The sequence below is a fragment of the Gaetbulibacter sp. NE genome (assembly GCF_025548475.1).
In the GTDB taxonomy this organism is placed as follows: Bacteria; Bacteroidota; Bacteroidia; order Flavobacteriales; family Flavobacteriaceae; genus Gaetbulibacter_B; species Gaetbulibacter_B jejuensis.
The window spans coordinates 898,238-918,912 of sequence record NZ_JAOQHY010000001.1 but is presented as its reverse complement, the minus strand read 5'-3'; the positions used below and the strand labels follow the sequence as shown (position 1 = coordinate 918,912).

General features: G+C 31.9%; 19 protein-coding genes and 1 tRNA gene. 12 read left to right on the top strand and 8 right to left on the bottom strand.

Features of this window, described 5'->3' with window-relative positions; genetic code table 11:
* Positions 1-50 precede the first annotated feature (50 nt).
* A complete protein-coding gene (locus tag OD803_RS04265) occupies positions 51-890 on the top strand; it encodes an OmpA family protein (protein ID WP_131506409.1) in 840 nt (279 codons plus the stop codon).
* Here the strand turns inward: OD803_RS04265 and OD803_RS04260 are convergent, their stop codons facing one another.
* Genes OD803_RS04260 through rpiB form a run of 3 tightly spaced genes read right to left on the bottom strand, consistent with a single transcriptional unit; the run spans position 891 to position 2,708 of the window.
* A complete protein-coding gene (locus tag OD803_RS04260; protein ID WP_262732473.1) occupies positions 891-1,337 on the bottom strand; it encodes a GNAT family N-acetyltransferase in 447 nt (148 codons plus the stop codon). It lies immediately after the preceding gene.
* Positions 1,337-2,248 carry a cation diffusion facilitator family transporter gene (locus OD803_RS04255; protein ID WP_262732472.1) on the bottom strand — a complete coding sequence of 304 codons (912 nt, stop codon included), beginning with the start codon at positions 2,246-2,248 and terminating at the stop codon, positions 1,337-1,339. The genes OD803_RS04260 and OD803_RS04255 overlap by 1 nt, the downstream gene beginning before the upstream one ends.
* A 25-nt stretch (positions 2,249-2,273) precedes the next feature.
* The gene (gene rpiB / locus OD803_RS04250; protein WP_129759810.1) at positions 2,274-2,708 is read right to left on the bottom strand and encodes a ribose 5-phosphate isomerase B; all 435 of its coding nucleotides are present in this window, start codon (positions 2,706-2,708) and stop codon (positions 2,274-2,276) included.
* A gap of 884 nt (positions 2,709-3,592) precedes the next feature.
* Here rpiB and rnr point away from each other — a divergent pair.
* The 4 genes from rnr (at position 3,593) to OD803_RS04230 (ending at position 7,567) form a co-directional block, all read left to right on the top strand.
* Entirely contained in the window at positions 3,593-5,782 is a 2,190-nt protein-coding gene (gene rnr / locus OD803_RS04245) for a ribonuclease R (RefSeq protein ID WP_262732471.1), read from the top strand.
* 1 nt (position 5,783) lies between these two features.
* Positions 5,784-6,083, top strand: coding sequence for a YbjQ family protein (locus OD803_RS04240; protein WP_262732470.1), 300 nt, complete (start codon positions 5,784-5,786; stop codon positions 6,081-6,083).
* 89 nt (positions 6,084-6,172) lie between these two features.
* On the top strand, positions 6,173-6,847 hold the full coding sequence (locus tag OD803_RS04235) for a head GIN domain-containing protein (protein ID WP_262732469.1): 675 nt from the start codon (positions 6,173-6,175) through the stop codon (positions 6,845-6,847).
* Positions 6,848-6,892: 45 nt separating this feature from the next.
* Positions 6,893-7,567, top strand: a complete 675-nt coding sequence (locus tag OD803_RS04230; RefSeq protein WP_129759806.1) for a LysE family translocator — start codon at positions 6,893-6,895, stop codon at positions 7,565-7,567.
* A gap of 33 nt (positions 7,568-7,600) precedes the next feature.
* On the opposite strand, the gene OD803_RS04225 is transcribed toward OD803_RS04230, so the two are convergent.
* Together OD803_RS04225 and folB are read right to left on the bottom strand one after the other, a co-directional pair.
* A tRNA-Cys gene (locus OD803_RS04225) sits at positions 7,601-7,671 on the bottom strand.
* A 91-nt stretch (positions 7,672-7,762) separates the two neighbouring features.
* A complete protein-coding gene (folB, locus tag OD803_RS04220) occupies positions 7,763-8,128 on the bottom strand; it encodes a dihydroneopterin aldolase (protein WP_129759805.1) in 366 nt (121 codons plus the stop codon).
* 84 nt (positions 8,129-8,212) lie between these two features.
* Between folB and OD803_RS04215 the strand changes: the two genes are divergently transcribed.
* From OD803_RS04215 to OD803_RS04200, 4 genes are all read left to right on the top strand, one after another.
* Positions 8,213-10,210, top strand: a complete 1,998-nt coding sequence (locus OD803_RS04215) for a glutamine--tRNA ligase/YqeY domain fusion protein (RefSeq protein ID WP_262732468.1) — start codon at positions 8,213-8,215, stop codon at positions 10,208-10,210.
* A 68-nt stretch (positions 10,211-10,278) separates the two neighbouring features.
* Positions 10,279-10,761, top strand: coding sequence for a DUF1761 domain-containing protein (locus tag OD803_RS04210; RefSeq protein ID WP_129759803.1), 483 nt, complete (start codon positions 10,279-10,281; stop codon positions 10,759-10,761).
* Positions 10,762-10,823: 62 nt separating this feature from the next.
* A complete protein-coding gene (locus tag OD803_RS04205; RefSeq protein ID WP_262732467.1) occupies positions 10,824-11,978 on the top strand; it encodes a GNAT family N-acetyltransferase in 1,155 nt (384 codons plus the stop codon).
* Positions 11,979-12,032: 54 nt separating this feature from the next.
* Positions 12,033-12,239 carry a hypothetical protein gene (locus tag OD803_RS04200; protein ID WP_262732466.1) on the top strand — a complete coding sequence of 69 codons (207 nt, stop codon included), beginning with the start codon at positions 12,033-12,035 and terminating at the stop codon, positions 12,237-12,239.
* A gap of 31 nt (positions 12,240-12,270) precedes the next feature.
* Here OD803_RS04200 and OD803_RS04195 read toward each other — a convergent pair whose 3' ends face one another.
* The gene (locus OD803_RS04195; protein WP_129759800.1) at positions 12,271-13,200 is read right to left on the bottom strand and encodes an SPFH domain-containing protein; all 930 of its coding nucleotides are present in this window, start codon (positions 13,198-13,200) and stop codon (positions 12,271-12,273) included.
* A 136-nt stretch (positions 13,201-13,336) separates the two neighbouring features.
* Between OD803_RS04195 and OD803_RS04190 the strand changes: the two genes are divergently transcribed.
* Positions 13,337-14,020, top strand: coding sequence for a hypothetical protein (locus tag OD803_RS04190; RefSeq protein WP_262732465.1), 684 nt, complete (start codon positions 13,337-13,339; stop codon positions 14,018-14,020).
* Positions 14,021-14,068: 48 nt separating this feature from the next.
* Here OD803_RS04190 and gltX read toward each other — a convergent pair whose 3' ends face one another.
* Together gltX and OD803_RS04180 are read right to left on the bottom strand one after the other, a co-directional pair.
* A complete protein-coding gene (gene gltX / locus OD803_RS04185; protein WP_262732464.1) occupies positions 14,069-15,583 on the bottom strand; it encodes a glutamate--tRNA ligase in 1,515 nt (504 codons plus the stop codon).
* Positions 15,584-15,635: 52 nt separating this feature from the next.
* Entirely contained in the window at positions 15,636-16,679 is a 1,044-nt protein-coding gene (locus OD803_RS04180) for an alkane 1-monooxygenase (protein WP_262732463.1), read from the bottom strand.
* A 119-nt stretch (positions 16,680-16,798) separates the two neighbouring features.
* On the opposite strand from OD803_RS04180, the gene OD803_RS04175 reads away from it, so the two are divergent.
* Both OD803_RS04175 and ybeY read left to right on the top strand, forming a co-directional pair.
* On the top strand, positions 16,799-20,203 hold the full coding sequence (locus OD803_RS04175) for a DUF4175 family protein (protein ID WP_262732462.1): 3,405 nt from the start codon (positions 16,799-16,801) through the stop codon (positions 20,201-20,203).
* Complete coding sequence (ybeY, locus tag OD803_RS04170; RefSeq protein WP_134198336.1) at positions 20,196-20,615, top strand: rRNA maturation RNase YbeY; 420 nt, start codon at positions 20,196-20,198, stop codon at positions 20,613-20,615. Before OD803_RS04175 ends, ybeY begins: the two co-directional genes overlap by 8 nt.
* The last annotated feature ends 60 nt before the right edge of the window (positions 20,616-20,675 follow it).

The following is a 20,675-nucleotide window of genomic DNA, read 5'->3' as shown; positions in this document are numbered from 1 at the left end:
TGTTAAAAAATAAAAATAATTTATCTTTAATTCCCCTTTTTTAAAGAAAAATGAAAAAACTAATAGTCTTACTCTTTTTAATATCTCAATTTGTTTGTGCTCAAAAAGAACTTACTCACGAAGTGTATTTTGAAACAGATAAATATGATGTTCCTGAAACTGAGCATAGTAGACTATTAATGTTTTTATCAAAAATTGAAGGGTTAGATATTGAAAAAATATCCATTTATGGCTTTTGTGATGATAGAGGTAGTGATGATTACAACTTGGTTTTATCACAGCAAAGGGCAAATTCTATCAAAGAAATATTTTCAAATAACGAGTTTGACGAGTCTGTTATTACAAATGTTGATGGAAAAGGAGAAGTATTATTAAAACTTGTTAAAGAAGAAGACATTAATAAAATACGTGGTTTAAATCGTAAAGTTCAAATTATTGTGCATCCTTATGATCCACCTAGAGTTGTTGTTGAAGAACCTAAAAAACAAGATGTAAAAGATGCTTTAAAAGGCGAACTTAAAGCTGGTGATAAATTTACTTTAGACAATATTTTATTTAAAACAGGTTATAGCTATTTGCTTCCAGAATCAGTAAAAACATTAGAAGACATTGCTAAAGTACTTGTTGAACGCGATGACATTTACTTTACAATACAAGGTCATGTGTGTTGTACGCAAAATAGTAGAGATGCTATTGACCGAAGAACAAAAAAACGAAATCTTTCTGTAGCTAGAGCTAAATATATTTATGACTATTTAGCTAAAAAAGGTGTGGATAAACGCCGAATGAAATATGTTGGTATGCGTCGTAAATTTCCGCTTGGTGGCGAACCAAAATATGATAGACGTGTGGAAATTTTGGTAACCTACGTTGGTGGTCAAGATAACTAGTTACGCTTTGTAAACCATAGTTATATGCGGAATACCATCTTCCAGATACTCCTCTCCTATAGCTTTAAACCCTAAATTATTATAAAACTTATTTAAGTAACATTGAGCTGATATTTTTATGTCGATTTCGTTGTAGTGTTCTTTTATAGCTTGTATAGAATATTGCATAATTTTATAGCCATGTTTAAATTTTCTTTCATGAGCTTCAACTACTACTCTACCTATACTAGCTTTTTCAAAGTAATCTCCTGGTTTAAAAATTCGCGTATAAGCAACTAATTTTTTTCCTATAAATCCTAAAACATGAAGTGCTTCTTGGTCTTTTCCATCAATATCTTGATATACACAGTTTTGTTCAACAACAAACACTTTACTTCGTAATTGTAGTATATCATATAATTCTTGAGTAGTTAATTCTTGAAATGTTTTGGTTGTAATATTTAGCATTAGTCTTGTACGATAACTTCTTTAGGATCTTCTTTATTAAACTCTGGTTGTATGGTTACATGATTTATATTAAACTCGTCATGTAATAGGTTTTCTATTTCTAATAATAAGTCATTAAACTCTGATGTTGAAATATCTTCTTTTAAATCTAAATGCGCTTCTAAATGCAGTTCGTCATCACTTAAATTCCATATATGCACATGGTGTAGTTTATTCACTTTTGGAAGCTTATTAACAACACGAACCACAGCTTTAATATCTATATGTTCTGGTGTAAAAAGCATCAGCATTTTAGTTGATGTTTTTAATAAATGATAACCAACAAAAATTAAATACACAGCTATTAAAAAGGTAAGCAAACTATCTACCCAAAACAACTGAAAATACTTCATTAATAAGCCACCTATCAATACTGCCACACTTGCTAACATATCTGTTAATAAGTGTAAGTAAGCCGATTTTATATTAATATTATTATCAGAATCTTTTTTTAGCAGTAACACACTATAACCATTACCAGCTATTGCAATAAGAGACAACCAAATAACAAGGTTTGATTCTATATTTTGCGGATATTGAAAACGCTCAACAGCTTCTTTTATAAGTATTACTGCAACAATTATTAAGGTTGCAGCATTTACAAAAGCCGCTAAAATTTCGGCACGTTTATAACCAAAAGTTCTATTTATTGATGCTTTTTGCTTTGATAATTTTGAAGCTATATAACTTACAATTAAAGACAGTACATCACTAAAATTATGCAGCGCATCACTTAACAACGATAAACTACCAGAAACCAAACCACCTATTACTTGAGTAACTGTAATTACAGTATTAAGTAATATGGTAATTAAAAGCTTTCGGCCTTTTAAATCTTTATGATCGTGGTTATGTGCATGCGAATGACTCATAATTTACCAACTTAAAAATTGGTAATTAACAAGATAAAGGAATCTTATCAATACGGTTTTGATGACGACCACCTTCAAAAGCTGTATTTAAAAATACATCTACCATTTTTATAGCTTGTGGTATTGATGTAAAACGCGCAGGAATACAGATAATATTAGCATTATTATGTAATCGTGTGAGTTCAGTAATTTCGCTTGTCCAGCAAACGCCAGCTCTAACATTTTGATATTTATTAGCTGTCATAGCTACACCATTTGCGCTACCACAAATAAGAATACCAAAATCTACCTCTTTATTATTAACATCTTTAGCTACAGGATGTACAAAATCTGGATAATCTACACTATCTTCAGTATCTGTACCATAGTTTGTAATAGAATATCCTTTAGATTCTAAATGGTTTACAATAGCTTTTTTGTAATCTGGACCTGCGTGGTCGTTACCAATTGATAATTTCATGTTTTTGTTGTGTTGTTGTTGTTGTAAAAGACATAAGATTTTAATGTTGAAATAAACTTCAAAACATTACTATCTTAATTATGGAGTAAAGGTACAAAATGTCCTTATAAACACTTATGTTATGTAGGTAATAGTTAACAATTAATTAGCATTGTTAATAGTTTATCAAATAGTAGCTCATAACTTGTTAATAACTGTTTACTTCTTTCTGAAAGAAATATTTTTAAATCTCAATTTTATTTACAAACAAAAATTGAAACCAATAAACCAAAAAATAACTTCGCTTTTTTTAGCTGACTTTTAAGCCATCTTTTTTACGTTTATAAACATAGAAATTTGAAAATATTATCAATACTTGGTTATTAACATGAGTTATTAACAGCTGTTAATAGCTTTTAAAATAGTTCTAATAATGAATGTATTAGATGCGTTTCTAATGTTAACTAAATATCAATAGAATGTAAACTACGTGTTTTCAAAATAAAATTTAAAAAAGTTATTCCAGCTATTAACAAACAATAATAATCATTAATATTTTTTTTAAATTTTTAAAAAGAAAAGATATTATATATATAAATGTGAATAACTGCTTTCTGTTCATTTTATCAAATAGTAGTCTTCTTTTTATTATTTCATTGTGTTATAAAACTATTAATTAATCTAGGCTGATAATTCATTTAATATTTAAATCGTAGCTTTGTATCAAATAACTTGGTGCAAGCACTTAAGGCATGAATAAGAAAAGAGTTTTAATGTCGAAGCGAGCCTAGGAAGATTTAAATCTCGATTATTGAGTAAACTTATAACCAGTACTTCACTTTTATTAGGTTATAAAATAACAGATTCCTATCTTTAATTAGGAAATGAAAATGATTACATAATACATGGCAAGAAAGAAAAAAAGGAAACCTTCACATAACAAGATTTCCAACCTTACTAATACAATCTTAAGTATTTTAAAAAAAGAGAAAAATAAAACGTTTAACTACAAACAAATAGCTGCTAAACTTGGTGTAAATGATGCCAGTAGCAGAAATCAAATTATAAAAAAACTTCAGCAACTTAAAGCGAAACAAGAAATAGAAGAAGTAGATCGTGGTAAATTTAAAGCCATTGTTACTGCAGAATATCACACAGGTATTCTAGACTTAAACGCTAAAGGTTCAGGTTACGTTATTTGTGACGATTTTGATGAAGACGTTTACATTGCTTCAAACAATATAAATAAAGCGTTAGATGGAGACGAAGTAGAATTCTATGTTTATAAACGTCGTAAACGTGGTAAGTTTGAAGGTGAAATTACCGAAATTATAAAACGTGCAAAAAGCGAATATGTTGGTGTCATTCAATTACATAGCAACTATGCTTTTGTAGTACCAGATAGCAATAAAATGTACAAAGATATTTTTGTACCAATTAATAAAACCTTTAAAGCTGAAGATGGTGACAAAGTACTAGTATCTCTTGAAGATTGGCCTGAAAAAGCCGATTCTCCTTACGGAAAAGTAATAAAAGTTCTAGGAAAACCAGGAGATCATAATACCGAAATTCATGCCATTTTAGCTGAATATGGTTTGCCTTACGAATTCCCGTATGAGGTAGAAAATTATGCCAATAATATAGATACTTCAATCACGAAAGAAGAAATTGCTAAACGTCGTGATATGCGAGATGTACTGACGTTTACTATCGATCCTAAAGATGCTAAAGATTTTGATGATGCCCTATCATTTCAAGTATTAGATGATGGTTTATATGAAGTTGGTATTCATATTGCCGATGTATCACATTACGTAAAACCAGATACAGTTTTAGATGACGAAGCTTACGAGCGTGCAACTTCAGTATATTTAGTAGATCGTGTGGTACCAATGCTACCCGAAATTCTATCTAACAACGCGTGTTCACTACGACCACATGAAGAAAAATATACCTTTTCAGCCGTTTTTAAAATCAATGATAAAGCCGAAGTTAAAGACCAATGGTTTGGTAGAACAGTCACTTATAGTGATGCACGTTTTGCATACGAAGAAGCGCAAGCCATTATAGAATCTAAAACAAACGAAATTCCTGCCGAAGTATCTTTAACAGGAAAAGCTTATAAAACCGATCAAAAAATAGCCGATGCAACATTAAAACTTGATGAATTGGCTAAAAAAATGCGTTCTAAACGTATGCGTTCTGGTGCCATTTCTTTTGATAAAGTAGAAGTGAAGTTCAACCTAGATGAAACCAATAATCCGGTTGGCGTGTTCTTTAAAACTTCAAAAGATGCTAACAAGTTAATTGAAGAATTTATGCTGTTAGCAAATAAAAAAGTAGCCGAATTTATAGGAAAGCAAAAGCCAGAAAAAACCTTTATATATCGTGTGCACGACGAACCAGACGATAGTAAATTGGCAGCTTTACAAAATATTGTTGGACGTTTTGGTTATAAACTCAATTTTAAAGACCGAAAAAGTACAACAGCTTCATTAAACAATTTATTAAAAGACGTTGCTGGTAAAAAAGAACAAAACTTGGTTGATACACTTGCGATACGCAGCATGAGTAAAGCAGAGTATACCACGCACAACATAGGTCATTACGGATTAGCATTTGACTATTACAGCCATTTTACGTCGCCTATACGTCGTTATCCTGATGTTATGGCACATCGTTTATTACAACATTATTTAGATGGCAGAAAAAGCGCTAATGAAGCTATTTATGAAGATAAATGTAAACATTCCAGTAATATGGAATATTTAGCCACAAAAGCTGAACGTGATAGTATTAAATACATGCAAATTAAATTTATGCAAGATCATAAAGACGAAGAATTTGTAGGCGTTATTTCAGGAGTGACAGATTGGGGAATTTATGTAGAAATTATTGATAATAAATGCGAAGGTATGGTTCGTATTCGCGATATAAAAGATGATTATTATGAGTTTGACGAAAGCCAATACGCTATTGTAGGTCGCGAAACCAAAAACATGTATCAATTAGGTGATGAAGTGATTGTAAAAGTAAAAGAAACCGATTTAGTTAAAAAGCATTTAGATTTTACATTAATAGGAAAACACGAGTAATATGATTTTAACAACCACAAATACCATTGAAGGACATCAAATTATAGATTATTTAGGTTTAGTCACTGGCGTAGGCGTAAACAGTAAAAAAGTATCATTTACGTTTAGTATGGATAAATTTTATAACGCGTTAGAGCAAAGTATTAACGAGGTTAAAGAAGATGCTTTTCAAAAATTACAGCAAAATGCAATCAATTTAAAAGCAAATGCAGTAGTTGGAATACATTTAGACATAGAAACATTTCCTAACACAACAGCCATAATAGTTTCAGTAACAGGAACCGCAGTTTCTGTGGCTTAATTCAATTTTTGGTACAATTACTGTAACAATAACGTTTTTATAACATCTTTACTACAATAGTATACGTAAATATAATAAAACACATACACATGAAAACGTTTATAACCATTGCATTTATAGCATTAACTTCAATTATAACAGCACAAAATCCTAAAGAAAAAGGAGTAGGAGATTTTACCGAAGTAAAAGTTTTTGATAGGATAGAAGTGAATTTAATTAAATCAGACGTTAACAAAGTTGAAATCACAGGTGATGATATTGATGATGTAGAAGTTATCAATAAAGATGGAAAACTTAAAATAAGAATGAAGTTTAATAAAATCTTTAATGGTGACAGAACATTTGTTGCTGTACATTACACTAAGTTAGATATTATTGATGGTAACGAAGGTGCTTTTATTTCTTCAAATGAGCTTATAAAACAAGATTATATAGAACTGAAATCTCAAGAAGGTGCTCGACTTAAAATAGGATTGGATGTTAAAAAAGTTGACATCAAAGCAGTTTCTGGTGGAGTAGTTGAAACCAGAGGAAAAGCCGATTCTCAAGATATAGTACTTAACACAGGAGGTGTTTATGAAGGTAAAGCTTTCGAGACCCAAAATACTACTGTAAGTATTAAAGCTGCTGGTGAAGCAGATGTTAATGCATCTAAATTAGTTGATGCTAAAGTTAGAGCAGGAGGAGATGTAAATATTTATGGAAGTCCAGCTACAGTTAACGAAGACACAATGTTAGGTGGAAGAATTAAACGTATGAACTAATTAATACGTCTTTTTTATTAGCTTTGTAGGAAACTTATTTCCTATATGTTTGATGATATTTTAGCTGCAATTCCCTTCGGAATAATCCTAGCATTCACTATTGGTCCAGTATTTTTTGTACTGCTCGAAACTAGTGCTACCAAAGGATTTAAAAGCGCTTTAGTATTTGATTTTGGAGTTATTTTTGCTGATATTGTTTTTATCCTAGTCGCTTTTTATAGTACCAATAAGCTTATCGATAAGATAAAAGACGATCCTAATTTCTTAATTTTTGGTGGTGCTCTTTTAGTGGTTTATGGTGTTATTTCTTTTATAAAAACATCAAAATCCTTCCGTACAATTGTTAGAGAATATCATAAAGTTGAAATGCCTAAAAATGCATATGGTAAATTATTCATTAAAGGATTTTTACTCAATTTTATCAATATAGGAGTACTTTTAGGATGGTTAGGATTTATCGTTATTGGAAGTTCTATTACCGAATCTGAAAATGGAGTTACAGTTTTTATAGCTACAATGCTTACCGTTTATTTTCTTGTAGATTTAGTGAAAATAGCTATCGCAAAAAGATTACGTAACAAATTAACACCAAGACTCATTTACAAAACTAAAAAAATCATTGCTTTAGTGATTTTAGGTTTTGGTGTATTATTATTAGTTCAAGGTATATTTCCTAAAGGAAAAGAACGCATTCAAGAAGAAATTGAACATAGGCTATAAAAAAAACCTCCAAGAAATACTTGAAGGTTTTTGAGGCGTCAAGCGGATTCGAACCGCTGTAGAAGGTTTTGCAGACCTCTGCCTAGCCACTCGGCCATGACGCCAATTATTTCTGCGAAAGCAGGAATCTCAATTTTCTTAAATAGAAAAGAAGAGTTGGCAAATGTAAAAAAAATAAAGTTTTTACACTATTTACTACTTATTTTTTCGTCTTTCTGTCATTTTTATCGTTACCATTTCTACGTCACCACCTATTGGAGGGTTTAATTTACTTACACAAACAGTAACCTTTTTAACCTTTTTATCTTCTTTTAAAATACGCTTAATGATGCGTTTAGCAACAGTTTCAAGTAGGTGAGATGGTTGTCCCATTTCCTCTCTTACAATTCTGTTTAAAAACACATAATCTACAGTATCACTTAAAGCATCAGTTTTAGCAGATTCTTTTAAATTGGCTTCAACCTCTAAATCTACTCTATAATCACTACCAATTTTTGTTTCTTCTGTAAGACATCCATGGTGTGCATAAATCCTAATGTTTTCAACTTTTATAATTCCCAAAATACTATTTTTTTACAAAGATATATTATTCACTTATTTTATAGTTATTTCCTTTAAATTTGTAGCCCTATTTAGATATATATTATGAGTGACAAATCACTAAATTTTATTGAGCATATTATAGAAGAAGATTTAGCAAACGGATTAGAAACTTCTAAATTACGTTTTCGTTTTCCACCAGAACCAAATGGTTATTTACATATTGGGCATACTAAAGCTATTGGTATTAGTTTTGGTTTGGGTGAAAAGTATAACGCACCTGTAAATCTTCGTTTTGATGATACCAATCCAGCTAAAGAAGAGCAAGAATATGTAGATGCTATTAAGGAAGATGTAGCGTGGTTAGGGTATCAATGGGAAAATGAATTATACTCATCAGATTATTTTCAGCAATTATACGATTGGGCTGTTTTATTAATAAAAGAAGGTAAAGCCTATGTCGATTCGCAATCTAGCGAAGCGATGGCAGAACAAAAAGGAACACCAACACAACCAGGAGTTGATGGTCCTTATCGCAATCGTTCGGTTGAAGAAAACCTAGAATTGTTTGAACGTATGAAAGCAGGCGAATTTAACGAAGGCGATCATATTTTACGTGCAAAAATAGACATGCAACATCCTAATATGTTAATGCGTGACCCAATCATGTATCGTATTCTTAAAAAAGCACATCATAGAACAGGAAACGATTGGTGTATTTACCCAATGTACGATTGGACACATGGTGAAAGCGATTATATCGAGCAAATTTCGCATAGTTTATGTTCGCTTGAATTTAAGCCGCATAGAGAGCTTTACGACTGGTTTAAGGAGCAAGTGTATGAGTATTCAAAAAACACTTATCCAATGCTTCCTAAACAGCGTGAGTTTGCACGTTTAAATTTAAGTTATACCATTATGAGTAAGCGTAAGCTACTTAAGTTGGTTGAAGATGGTATTGTAAAAGGTTGGGATGATCCTAGAATGCCTACTATTTCTGGGTTAAGACGTCGTGGTTATACACCAGAATCTATCCGAAATTTCATTGAGCGTGTTGGTGTTGCTAAACGCGAAAATGTTATTGATGTGTCTTTATTAGAATTTTGTGTTCGTGATCACTTAAACAAAACAGCGCCTCGTGTTATGGCAGTTTTAGATCCACTAAAAGTGGTGATTACAAATTATCCAGATGATAAAGTAGAATGGTTAGAGGCTGAAAACAATCCTGAAGACGAACAAGCAGGTTCTAGAGAAGTTCCTTTTTCAAAAGAAATATATATTGAAAAAGCTGATTTTAAAGAAGAAGCAGGAAGTAAGTTTTTCAGGTTAAAACTTGGTGGTGAAGTTCGCTTAAAAAATGCTTACATCATTCAAGCAAATGAGGTTGTAAAAGATGCTAACGGAAACATTACCGAAGTACATTGTACTTACGATACTGATACGTCTAAAAAAGTAAAAGGAACACTACATTGGGTATCCATTAAGCATGCTGTTGAAGCCGAAGTTAGAGAATATGATCGTTTGTTTATGGATGAAGCACCAGATAGTCACCAAGACAAAGACTTTATGGAATTCTTAAATCCTAATTCGTTAAACATTACCAAAGCATTTGTTGAACCAAGTTTAAAAGAAGCTAAAGTAGGAGATAGGTTCCAATTTCAACGTTTAGGATATTTTAATGTTGATAACGATTCTACATCTAATGCTTTAGTATTTAATAAAACAGTTGGATTACGTGATACTTGGGAAAAACAAAAACCACAAGAAAAGCCGCAACAACAAAAAAAACCTAAACCGCAACAACAGCGTAAAGCAATTAATGTTATTCAGCAATTAGGAAAAAAGTACACGAATTACCCAGAAGATAAGCAAGCAAAAGTAAAGACAGAAATTCTTGAACTTGCCAATGAGGTTAGTTATGATGAGTTAGAACCTTTATTTGGAACTGCTGTAAAAAAGGTTGGAACACGTATTGCCGCTATGCTTACTTTAAAAGTGTTATTAACAAATGGTTTAGAAAAAAACGATGCTATTAATGAGTTTATAGAAAAAGCTTTAGAAGATAAAAATGCATTGTTGGTAGAAGAAGCTAAAGCGCTTTAAAAGATAATAAAACAGAAATTGTATTTCAATAATTACTATCTTTAGTACACTAACTAAAACATGATATTATGGAAATCAATTTTTTAGCACTTTTAGCAGCTGCAGTTTCTGCATTGATAATTGGTGCAATTTGGTACAATCCAAAAGTATTTGGTACAGCTTGGATGAAAGCTGCTGACATGACCGAAGAAAAAATGCAAGGCGCCAATATGGCTAAAATTTTTATCCTTGCATTTATTTTTGCGTTCTTATTAGCCTTTGCATTACAGTTTTTAACCATTCACCAAACTGGTGCTTTAGGTATGGTTGGTGGTGATCCTAGTCTTGCGAAACCATCTTTTGAAGCATTTATGGCAGATTATGGTACTGCTTTTAGAACCTTTAAACATGGTGCTTTACATGGCACAATTGCAGGAATCTTTATTGCATTACCAATTCTTGGAACCAATGCGCTTTTTGAAAGAAAAGGTGCCAAATACATTTTTATTAATGCTGGCTATTGGATTGTTACTATGGCAATCATGGGTGGCATTGTTTGCGGATGGCAATAAATTTTGTAATGAATTATAACATAAAAAGACTGACATAAGCGTTCAGTCTTTTTCTTTTTACATTGATACACTTTAAAATATACAATTCTCAAAACGATTTACCTGATTCGTGGCAAGTACTAACCACGCATGATGTATTTCTCCAAAAACCCTATTTAACTGCTGTTGAAAACGCCTCACCAGATAATATGTCATGGTATTATGTAGGTGTTTTTAATGCTGAAAATTTAGTGGGTATTGCTATCATTCAGCGTGTGCAATTGTATGTTGAAGATATTTTTAGAAACCATAAAGACTCTTGTTTTCAAGAACGCGTAAAACATTATGTTTCTAAAGTACTTAAAGGAAATGTTTTGGTTGTTGGAAACCTTATGCATACAGGACAACACGGTTTCTATTTTAATACTGAAGCCATATCAGAACGTGATTTTCTTTTCTGTGTTTTTGAGGCTGTGTATCAGTTGAAAAAAGATATAAAATCATCAAAAGGAAAAACCATAAGGACCTTAATTTTTAAAGACTATTTTGAAGATGATTCTATTCATTCGTATTCAGAATTGTTTAAAACGAATGCATTCAGAAAAGTCTCGGTTCAACCCAATATGATTATGCCAACGCATAAGAATTGGAATACCTTTAACGATTATCAAACCAGTTTAAATAAAAAATACCGAAGACGTTTAAAAACAGCTCGTAAAAAGGCGAGTGCTATTCAAAAAAAAGAATTAAACCTTGATGCTATTGAAACTCATTCTGAATTGTTATTTAGGCTTTATAAGAACGTTTCTGATAATGCAAGGATAAATACCTTTATACTTCCTAAAAATCATTTCTACACGCTTAAAAAAGAGCTAAAAGACCAATTTAAAGTCTTTGCGTATTATCTTGATGGTACTCTTGTAGGTTTTTATACATTAATTCTGAATAATAAGGTGCTTGAAACCTATTTTCTTGGGTATGATAGTGCACATCAATACAACCATCAATTGTATTTGAATATGCTGTACGATATGGCAGAATTTGCTATAAATAACAAATTTGAACATACTGTTTATGCCAGAACAGCTATGGAAATAAAGAGTTCGGTAGGTGCAAAACCTAAAAATATGTTCATATACTTAAGGCATACAAACGTGTTGTTAAATGCTGCTTTAAATTTGATTTTTAGCCTAATGAATCCAACAAGAGATTGGGAAGAACGTCATCCTTTTAACTAATTCTTAATACAGTTTGGGTTATATTTTTTGTATTTTAAGATAAACTCAAATAGTATGGAAACTGCAAAGGATTTAATAACAGAAATATCAGTATTAACGAGAGAAATTGAAACCAATTATCCTGAAATTTATGAGCATTTGGATGAAAATCCAATTACGATTCCTAATATGGAGCATCCAAAAGTCAATAACAAAGCACTTGAGGATTATTTAGAAAGTTTAAAACAACTAATTAATAAACACAAAAAAGCCTCAAAATAACTTTGAGGCTTTTAGTTTTTAATATAAATAATTAGTCTTCTTTCTTTTTATTTCTAGCTTCTTTCATAGCTTCTCCAATTTGGTTACTTGCAGCAAAACTAGCCACCATATCATTAAGCATATTACTTCCTGCTTGAGGAGCGTTTGGTAATAAAATTAAGTTACTATTAGTTTCTTCTCCTAACGATTGTAAAGTGTCGTAATGTTGTGTTACAACTATTAATGCAGAGGCTTCTTGTGAGTTAATACCAACGCGATTTAGAACTTCAACAGATTCTTCTAAACCACGAGCAATCTCACGTCTTTGATCAGCAATACCTTGACCTTGTAAACGCTTACTTTCAGCTTCTGCTTTTGCTTTTTCAACAATTAAAATACGTGCTGCATCACCTTCGTATTGAGCAGCTATTTTTTCACGCTCTGAAGCATTAATTCTGTTCATTGCAGCTTTTACTTGAGAGTCTGGATCAATATCAGTCACTAAGGTTTTAATAATGTCAAAACCATACTCTAACATTGCATCATTTAATTCGGCTTTTACAGCAATGGCGATATCGTCTTTTTTAACGAATACATCATCTAGTTTCATTTTAGGCACTTCGGCACGAACCACATCAAATACATAACTAGTAATTTGATCATGTGGATAATCTAATTTATAAAACGCATCGTAAACTTTATCTTTTATTACCATATACTGAACCGAAACTTTTAAGCGCACAAAAACATCATCTAACGTTTTGGTTTCAATAATCACATCGAGCTGTTGAATTTTTAAGCTCAAACGACCAGCTACACGATCGATTAAAGGGATTTTCATTTGAAGTCCAGAATGACGAATGCTTTGAAATTTTCCGAAGCGTTCAATAATGGCAGCTGACTGTTGCTTAACAATAAAGAAGGAAGAGATTAAAACGATTAATCCGAAAAAAATAATTGGAAATAAGATAAATTCGCCCATAACAAGTTTTTTAATGGTTAGGAAATATTTGTTTACTAATTTAAGTTATATTTTAATGAAGCACCATATTTTTTACGAATTACCAAAGTTTAAATCAAAAAATGATTAGGTTTGTTTATCCCTCAAAAATAAAATCATGAAAAAACAACTTTTCTTATTAGTAGCATTTAGTATAGCTTTTGTTACAACAGCATTAGCGCAACACCAAAGATATTCCATAAAAAATGGTATAGGAATATATGGTGGACTTACCCAGTTTGACATTATTACAGACAACTTTCAAACCGTAAAAGGCGAAGGCTGGTTAGGAGGCTTAAGCGCAACAGTAGATTTACCTCATAAGTGGTACACGGTTAGTTATAACATTCAATTATCTGAAAATAATGTTGGTGTTTTTGCTAGACCATCAAATGTAATTGCTAATGAAGAAGAAATAGATTATAAATTATTTACAGCGCAAGTGGCTTTTTTGTTTCATGCAAAGGTTTTACAAGATTACATTACTGTTGATGTAGGACCAATGATTCAATACAATAGCGAATTGGAATTAAAAGATGACAACCACGAAAACTACATTATTGGAAGCTATAACAATCTTTTAGCTAAAGATATCACAGGAATTTCACAGTTTAATGTCAATGGAGCAGTAGGAGCTACAGCAGGTTTTAAAGGGTTTAAGTTAAGAGCACAATACATTTATGGGTTTACAAACATGCTCAATAAACTTAATAACAATAATGATTTAGACACAACAGGAGGAAACAACAAGTTTAAAGGAAACCAGTCTATGCTTGCCTTTACAGCTATTATTGTCTTTTAAACGATAAAGAATAAAATAAAAAAGCGAGTTGTTACAACTCGCTTTTTTTTACTTTAAATTATTAGTAAGGTTTTGTATGCGTTGTACAGTTTCGTTTTTACCTATCATGTAAATAATATCAAACACATCAGGTCCTTGTAAAGCACCAACAAGAGCTAGTCGTAAAGGCATCATTACTTTTCCAAAACCAATATTGTTTGAGGTTATCCAACCTTTTATAACGGTTTGAAGGTTTTCAACTGTAAAATCATCAACAGATTCTATAATAAGAATAAGCGCTTTCATTAAGTTTAATGAATCTTCTTTCCATGCTTTTTTAGCTGATTTTTCATCATATTCAGTAGGAGTTACAAAGAAAAAATGACTCAAATCCCAAAAATCACTCACAAAAGTGGCACGTTCTTTAATTAATCCTATTGCTAGTTCAATATACTGTGTGTCAATTTCAGATAATTCAGTTTTAGAATTTTTAAATGCAACAGCTAAATCATAGTTGTCTTGTTCTTGCATATAATGGTGGTTAAACCATTTGGTTTTATCAGGATCAAAACGCGCACCTGCTTTATTAACTTTAGCTAAATCAAACGCTTGAGTTAAGTTTTCTAAAGAGAAAATTTCTTGCTCTGTTCCTGGATTCCACCCTAAAAAGGCTAAAAAGTTTACCACAGCTTCAGGGAAATAACCATCTTCTTTATAACCTCTAGATACATCTCCAGTATTTGGGTCTTTCCATTCTAAAGGAAACACCGGAAAACCTAATTTATCTCCATCACGCTTACTTAATTTTCCTTTTCCGGTTGGTTTTAAAATTAAAGGTAAATGTGCAAATTCTGGAGCTTCCCATCCAAAAGCATCATAAAGTTGAATATGTAAAGCAAGAGAAGGCAACCATTCTTCACCACGAATAACATGAGTGATTTCCATTAAATGGTCATCTACAATATTTGCCAAGTGATAAGTTGGCATGCCATCAGCTTTAAATAATACTTTATCATCTAAAATATTAGTGTCTATCTTAATATCACCACGAATAATATCTTTTAGATGAAGTGTCTCATCTTGAGGCGATTTAAAACGAATCACATAATCTTCTCCAGCGTCAAGCTTAGTTTTTACTTCATCTTCTGAAAGTGATAAAGAGTTTTTAAGTTTTAAACGGTTATGCCAATTATAGATAAAGGTTTTGCCTTTAGCCTCGTGGTCTTTTCTATGAAAATCTAATTCTTCAGCAGTATCAAACGCATAATAAGCTTTTCCCTCAGCAATTAATCTGTCAGCATATTCTTTATATAAATGTTTGCGCTCGCTTTGTCTGTAAGGACCAAATTTTTCATTCTTTCCTTGACCTTCATCAAAAGGAATTCCGCACCATTCAAGAGATTTTACAATATAGTTTTCAGCACCTTCAACATAACGGTTTTGGTCAGTATCTTCAATACGTAATACAAAAGTACCATTGTGTTTTTTGGCAAATAAGTAGTTAAAAAGTGCAGTTCTTACACCTCCAATATGTAAAGGTCCTGTTGGGCTTGGTGCAAATCGCACACGAACGTTTTTTGACATTGTTTTTAGTTTATGGCTGCAAAGATAAAACGATATTTAGGAATAGAAATAGTTAAGCTAAAATCATTTCACGTGGAACACGTTTATTCATAATTTTAAACCAAAGCGGAGGAAGCATTGCCAAAACCATTGAGGTTGGATAACCATAAGGCATTTGTGGACTCTCATCATGGCAATCTAATACTTGATATTTTTTAGAAGATTTAAAATGATGATCACTATGTCTTGTGAGTTCATAAAGCACAATTCTTCCAATAACATGGTTTGAGTTCCAGGAATGAATTTCTTTAACGCGCTCGTATCTTCCAGATTTAGTTTTTAATCGTAGCAATCCATAGTGTTCAATATAGTTAACCGTTTCAAGAAGTATAAAACCTATAATTGCTGCCGAAAGCGCAAATATTAAACCTAAAGTTCCAAACAACGCAAACATTGTAAATAAATAGCCTATTTGAAGCAAAATGTACCAAAACATGTCGTTTTTTGCCGAAAAGAACCCTTTTTTGCCGTTTTTTAGCAATTTTAGTTGAATGTTCCATGCATTGCCATATTGTCTAAATACTGAAGTAATCCAAAACGAATACACGCTTTGATTGTATCTTGCTGTTGCAGGATCCTCAGGAGTTGCTGCATGCAAATGATGTCCAAAATTGTGTTCAATATAAAAATGCATATACAATGAAGGTAACAACAAGGCTTTTCCAATAAAACGCTCGTTAGTGGATTGTCTGTGACCAAGTTCATGAGCCACATTTATACCATTAACTCCCAAAACAATACCTACTGAGAGTATTAAACCTATAAATTCATAAGTTTCAATTGTTGAGGTTGTCGCTTCATAAATTCCAAAAAAGAGTAGGCCATATACCAAAGGAAGATTAAGATACAGTAACCAATCAAAAAGTTTGCGTTTTAGTTTACTATCAACTTCTTGTGAAGATAAATTATGTGTATCAACAGGAAAAACTAGTTCTAGCAAAGGAATAATAACAAAGGCAAAAACAGGAGTTAAGTAAGAAAAATATCCCTTTAAGGAGATACCAATACACGCAACAATTGGAATTGAAAAAGCAGCTAAGTATTTTAAATCTTTCATAACAAAAGCAAAATGTTAGTCTTAAATTTAATACATCTTCTCGAAATTAACAGAATCTTACCAAAATTTAAGCATTTACAGACCAAAATAAATTTTATATTAGTAAGTTATTTAACCGTATGGCAAGTCATTTTAAAGAAATACAAGCTAAGCTAGAGCAATTTATTAGGCGATTTTATACTAATGAGTTGCTAAAAGGCATTATTTTATTTTTTGCCATTGGCTTGTTGTATCTTTTATTTACCCTTTTTGTTGAATATGTACTTTGGTTGAACCCTACAGCACGAACTGTTTTATTTTGGTTGTTTGTTGCGGTAGAGATTGGACTTTTTGCAAAGTTCATTGCTATTCCTTTAGCGAAATTATTTAAGCTACAAAAAGGTATTAACTATGAAGACGCTTCAAAAATTATAGGAAACCATTTTCCTGAAGTAAATGATAAGTTGCTTAACGTGCTTCAGCTTAAACAGCATGCCGCAGACTCTGAATTACTATTGGCTAGTATTGAACAAAAATCTGCAGAATTGAGCCCAATTCCGTTTAAAATGGCAGTTAATTTCAAGAAAAACGCTAAATATCTAAAATATGCAGCCATACCAATTGTTATTTTGTTGCTCTCTTACGCAACAGGAAAACTAAATTGGTTTAGCGATAGCTATGAACGTGTTGTGAATTACAATGTGGCTTATGAGCCACCTGCACCTTTTCAGTTTTTTGTTGTTAATGAAGATTTAAACGCTATTGAAAATAAAGACTTTAAACTTCTGGTTTCTACTACAGGAAAAGTAATACCTGAAAACGCTCAAATAAAATACAACAACGAAACTTATTTTTTACAGCAAACAGCTCCAGGACAATTTGAGTATGTGTTTACGCAACCAAAAGATAAAATTGAGTTTAATTTATCGGCAAATAATGTTAATTCTAAAACATATAGTTTAAATGTGGTAAACATTCCTAAGCTGGTGAATTTTGAAATGGTTTTAGATTATCCTTCGCATACCAAAAAAGCTGATGAAATCCTTAAAAGTACAGGTTCTACAACAGTTCCAGAAGGGACTAACGTTACTTGGAAAGTCAATACTAAGTCCACAAATACAGTAGCACTCTACGCGCAAGACACTATACAGTTTAAGCCTTTAGACAATGGAAATTTTGAAGCTAATAAACGCTTGTACAACAATTTAGAGTACAGTATTAGCACAAGTAATGATGCGTTGAAAGATTACGAAAATTTAGCGTTTTCAATTAATGTGATTAAAGACGATTATCCTGAGTTAACCTTAAAGGTTGAAAAAGATTCAATTGATAACCAATCCTTGTATTTTTTCGGACAGGTTAGTGACGATTATGGATTGAGCAAATTGCAGTTGGTGTATTATCCTTCAAACGATGATAGTGATAAAAAGACGGAAAACATTCCTGTAAGTTCATCTAATTTTGACGAGTTTGTAAGCGCGTTCCCAAATCAATTACAACTTACCGAAGGTGTAGATTATGAGCTATATTTTCAGGTGTTTGATAACGATGCAATCCATAATTACAAAAGCACTAAAAGTTCGGTATTTAGTTACAGAAAGTTGACAAAAGATGAAGAAGAGCAAAAGCAATTAGAGGAGCAAAATGAAACCATAAAAGACTTAAACAATTCTTTTGAAAAACTGAAAGATCAGGATAAGAAGCTCGAAGAAATTTCAAAAAATCAAAAGGAAAAAGAAGAGCTCAATTTCAATGATAAAAAGAAACTTGAAAACTTTTTAAAACGTCAAAAAGAGCAGGAGCAATTGATGCAAAACTTCAACAAAAAACTTCAAGACAACCTTGAGGAATTTCAAAATGAAGAACAAGATCAATTTAAAGAAGACCTTCAAAAACGTTTAGACGAAAACGAGCAACAACTTAAGGAAGATGAAAAATTACTTGAAGAATTAGAAAAACTTCAAGACAAAATTCAAAAGGAAGAGCTAACAGAAAAACTAGAACAACTTGCTAAGCAAAACAAAAATAAACAACGCAGTTTAGAACAACTTTTGGAGTTGACCAAGCGCTATTATGTGGCTAAAAAAACCGAGAAACTTCAAAAGGAATTAGAAAATCTTGCTGAAGAACAAGATAAATTATCTAAGCAAGATGAAGAAAACACTAAAGAAGCTCAAGATGAATTAAATAAAGCTTTTGAAGAGTTTCAAGAAGAGTTGGAAGAATTGAAAAAGGAAAACGAAGACCTTAAAAAACCATTTGCTATTCCTGATGATAAAGCTACTGAAGAAAGCATTAAAAAAGATCAACAAGACGCTTCTGAACAATTAGAGCAGCAAGAACAAAACGAACAACAAGGCGATAAACAAGATTCGCAAGAAAACCAAAATAACGCACAACAAAGCCAAAAGAAAGCTTCAGAAAAAATGAAGCAAATGAGTGCAAAAATGATGCAGTCTATGATGTCTGGTAGTGGAGAGCAGCTTTCAGAAGATGCGGCAATGCTTCGTCAAATTTTAGACAACTTAGTGCTGTTTTCATTCGATCAAGAAAACTTAATGAATCAGTTTAGAAGCATCGACATTAACCATAATCAATATGGCAAGCACTTGCGTAAACAGAACACTTTAAGAGAACATTTTGAACATATTGACGACAGTTTATTTGCGCTTTCACTGCGTCAACCAATGCTTTCTGAACAAGTAAATAAGCAAATTACCGATGTGTTTTTTAACATTGATAAGTCTATGTCTCAGCTTTCGGAAAATCAAATTTATCAAGGTGTTTCCACGCAGCAATACACTATAACAGCAACAAATGAGCTGTCTAGTTTTTTAAGCGATGTTTTAGACAATATGGAAGCTCAAATGAATTCCTCTTCTGGTCAAGGTTCAGGACAAGGATCTGGTCAATCAGGAAGTGGCGGACAAGAAATGCAATTACCAGATATTATTAAGAGCCAAGAGGAGCTTAATAAAGAAATGGAAGAAGGCATGAAAAAAGGTGAGAAAGGAAAATCTAAAGAAGGCGATGAGGGTAAAGAAGGAAATGAAGGGAGGGAAGGTGACCAAGGCAAACAAAACGGAAGTCAACAAGGAAGTCAAGAAGGCGATGGCGAAGGGAATAGTGAGGAATTAAATGGAGAACTGTTTAGAATTTATCAACAACAGCAACAACTAAGGCAAGCGTTACAAGATAAGCTAGCTAAAGACGGTTTACAAGGTCAGGGAAAAGACTTGTTGGAGAAAATGGAAGAGATTGAATTGGACTTATTAAACAAAGGATTCACCAATCAAACCTTGCAAAAAATGATGGATTTGCAGCATCAATTATTAAAGCTTGAAGATGCTACATTTACTCAAGGGCAGGATAATAAACGAAAATCTGAAACTAACGACAAACAGTTTAACAATACTACTACAGACCAAATTCCTAAGGCTAAAGAATATTTTAATACTACTGAAATTTTAAACCGACAAGCATTACCTTTGCATCAAGTTTATAAAAAGAAAGTTCAAGAGTACTTTAAAAAATCAGATGATTAGTTTTAACTATGAAACCCAGTTTCAATTATCCAATGAAACCATTTTTGAACAATGGATAAAAGAAACGATACAAAACGAAGGTTGCAGCTTAGGAGATATCAATTACATATTTTGTGACGATGACTATTTGCATAAAATTAATGTAGAATTTTTGGATCACGATACGCTAACTGATATTATTAGCTTCGATTATTCAGTAGGAAAAGAGCTACATGGAGATATTTATATTTCCGTAGAAAGAGTAGAAGATAACGCAAAGGATTTTAAAGTAGATTTTGATGTAGAATTGTCTAGAGTGATAATTCACGGTATACTTCATTATTGTGGTTATAAAGATAAGACTGATGAAGATGCCAAGGTAATGCGAGCAAAGGAAGAACAGTACATGAAGGTATTGGTTGATTTACAATAATTTCGCTGTATATTTGCATCCCAAAATTTTGAACAGAATCTAAATTGTTTCACGTGGAAC

Bases quoted from the DNA above. Each gene is read 5' to 3' on its own strand.
- OD803_RS04210 (WP_129759803.1), top strand. From the start codon at position 10,279: ATGGAAATCAATTTTTTAGCACTTTTAGCAGCTGCAGTTTCTGCATTG.
- ybeY (WP_134198336.1), top strand. From the start codon at position 20,196: ATGATTAGTTTTAACTATGAAACCCAGTTTCAATTATCCAATGAAACC.
- OD803_RS04265 (WP_131506409.1), top strand. From the start codon at position 51: ATGAAAAAACTAATAGTCTTACTCTTTTTAATATCTCAATTTGTTTGT.
- OD803_RS04255 (WP_262732472.1), bottom strand. From the start codon at position 2,248: ATGAGTCATTCGCATGCACATAACCACGATCATAAAGATTTAAAAGGC.
- OD803_RS04240 (WP_262732470.1), top strand. From the start codon at position 5,784: ATGATTTTAACAACCACAAATACCATTGAAGGACATCAAATTATAGAT.
- OD803_RS04230 (WP_129759806.1), top strand. From the start codon at position 6,893: ATGTTTGATGATATTTTAGCTGCAATTCCCTTCGGAATAATCCTAGCA.
- OD803_RS04180 (WP_262732463.1), bottom strand. From the start codon at position 16,679: ATGAAAGATTTAAAATACTTAGCTGCTTTTTCAATTCCAATTGTTGCG.
- OD803_RS04195 (WP_129759800.1), bottom strand. From the start codon at position 13,200: ATGGGCGAATTTATCTTATTTCCAATTATTTTTTTCGGATTAATCGTT.
- gltX (WP_262732464.1), bottom strand. From the start codon at position 15,583: ATGTCAAAAAACGTTCGTGTGCGATTTGCACCAAGCCCAACAGGACCT.
- OD803_RS04200 (WP_262732466.1), top strand. From the start codon at position 12,033: ATGGAAACTGCAAAGGATTTAATAACAGAAATATCAGTATTAACGAGA.
- OD803_RS04190 (WP_262732465.1), top strand. From the start codon at position 13,337: ATGAAAAAACAACTTTTCTTATTAGTAGCATTTAGTATAGCTTTTGTT.
- rpiB (WP_129759810.1), bottom strand. From the start codon at position 2,708: ATGAAATTATCAATTGGTAACGACCACGCAGGTCCAGATTACAAAAAA.
- OD803_RS04235 (WP_262732469.1), top strand. From the start codon at position 6,173: ATGAAAACGTTTATAACCATTGCATTTATAGCATTAACTTCAATTATA.
- OD803_RS04175 (WP_262732462.1), top strand. From the start codon at position 16,799: ATGGCAAGTCATTTTAAAGAAATACAAGCTAAGCTAGAGCAATTTATT.
- rnr (WP_262732471.1), top strand. From the start codon at position 3,593: ATGGCAAGAAAGAAAAAAAGGAAACCTTCACATAACAAGATTTCCAAC.
- OD803_RS04260 (WP_262732473.1), bottom strand. From the start codon at position 1,337: ATGCTAAATATTACAACCAAAACATTTCAAGAATTAACTACTCAAGAA.
- OD803_RS04215 (WP_262732468.1), top strand. From the start codon at position 8,213: ATGAGTGACAAATCACTAAATTTTATTGAGCATATTATAGAAGAAGAT.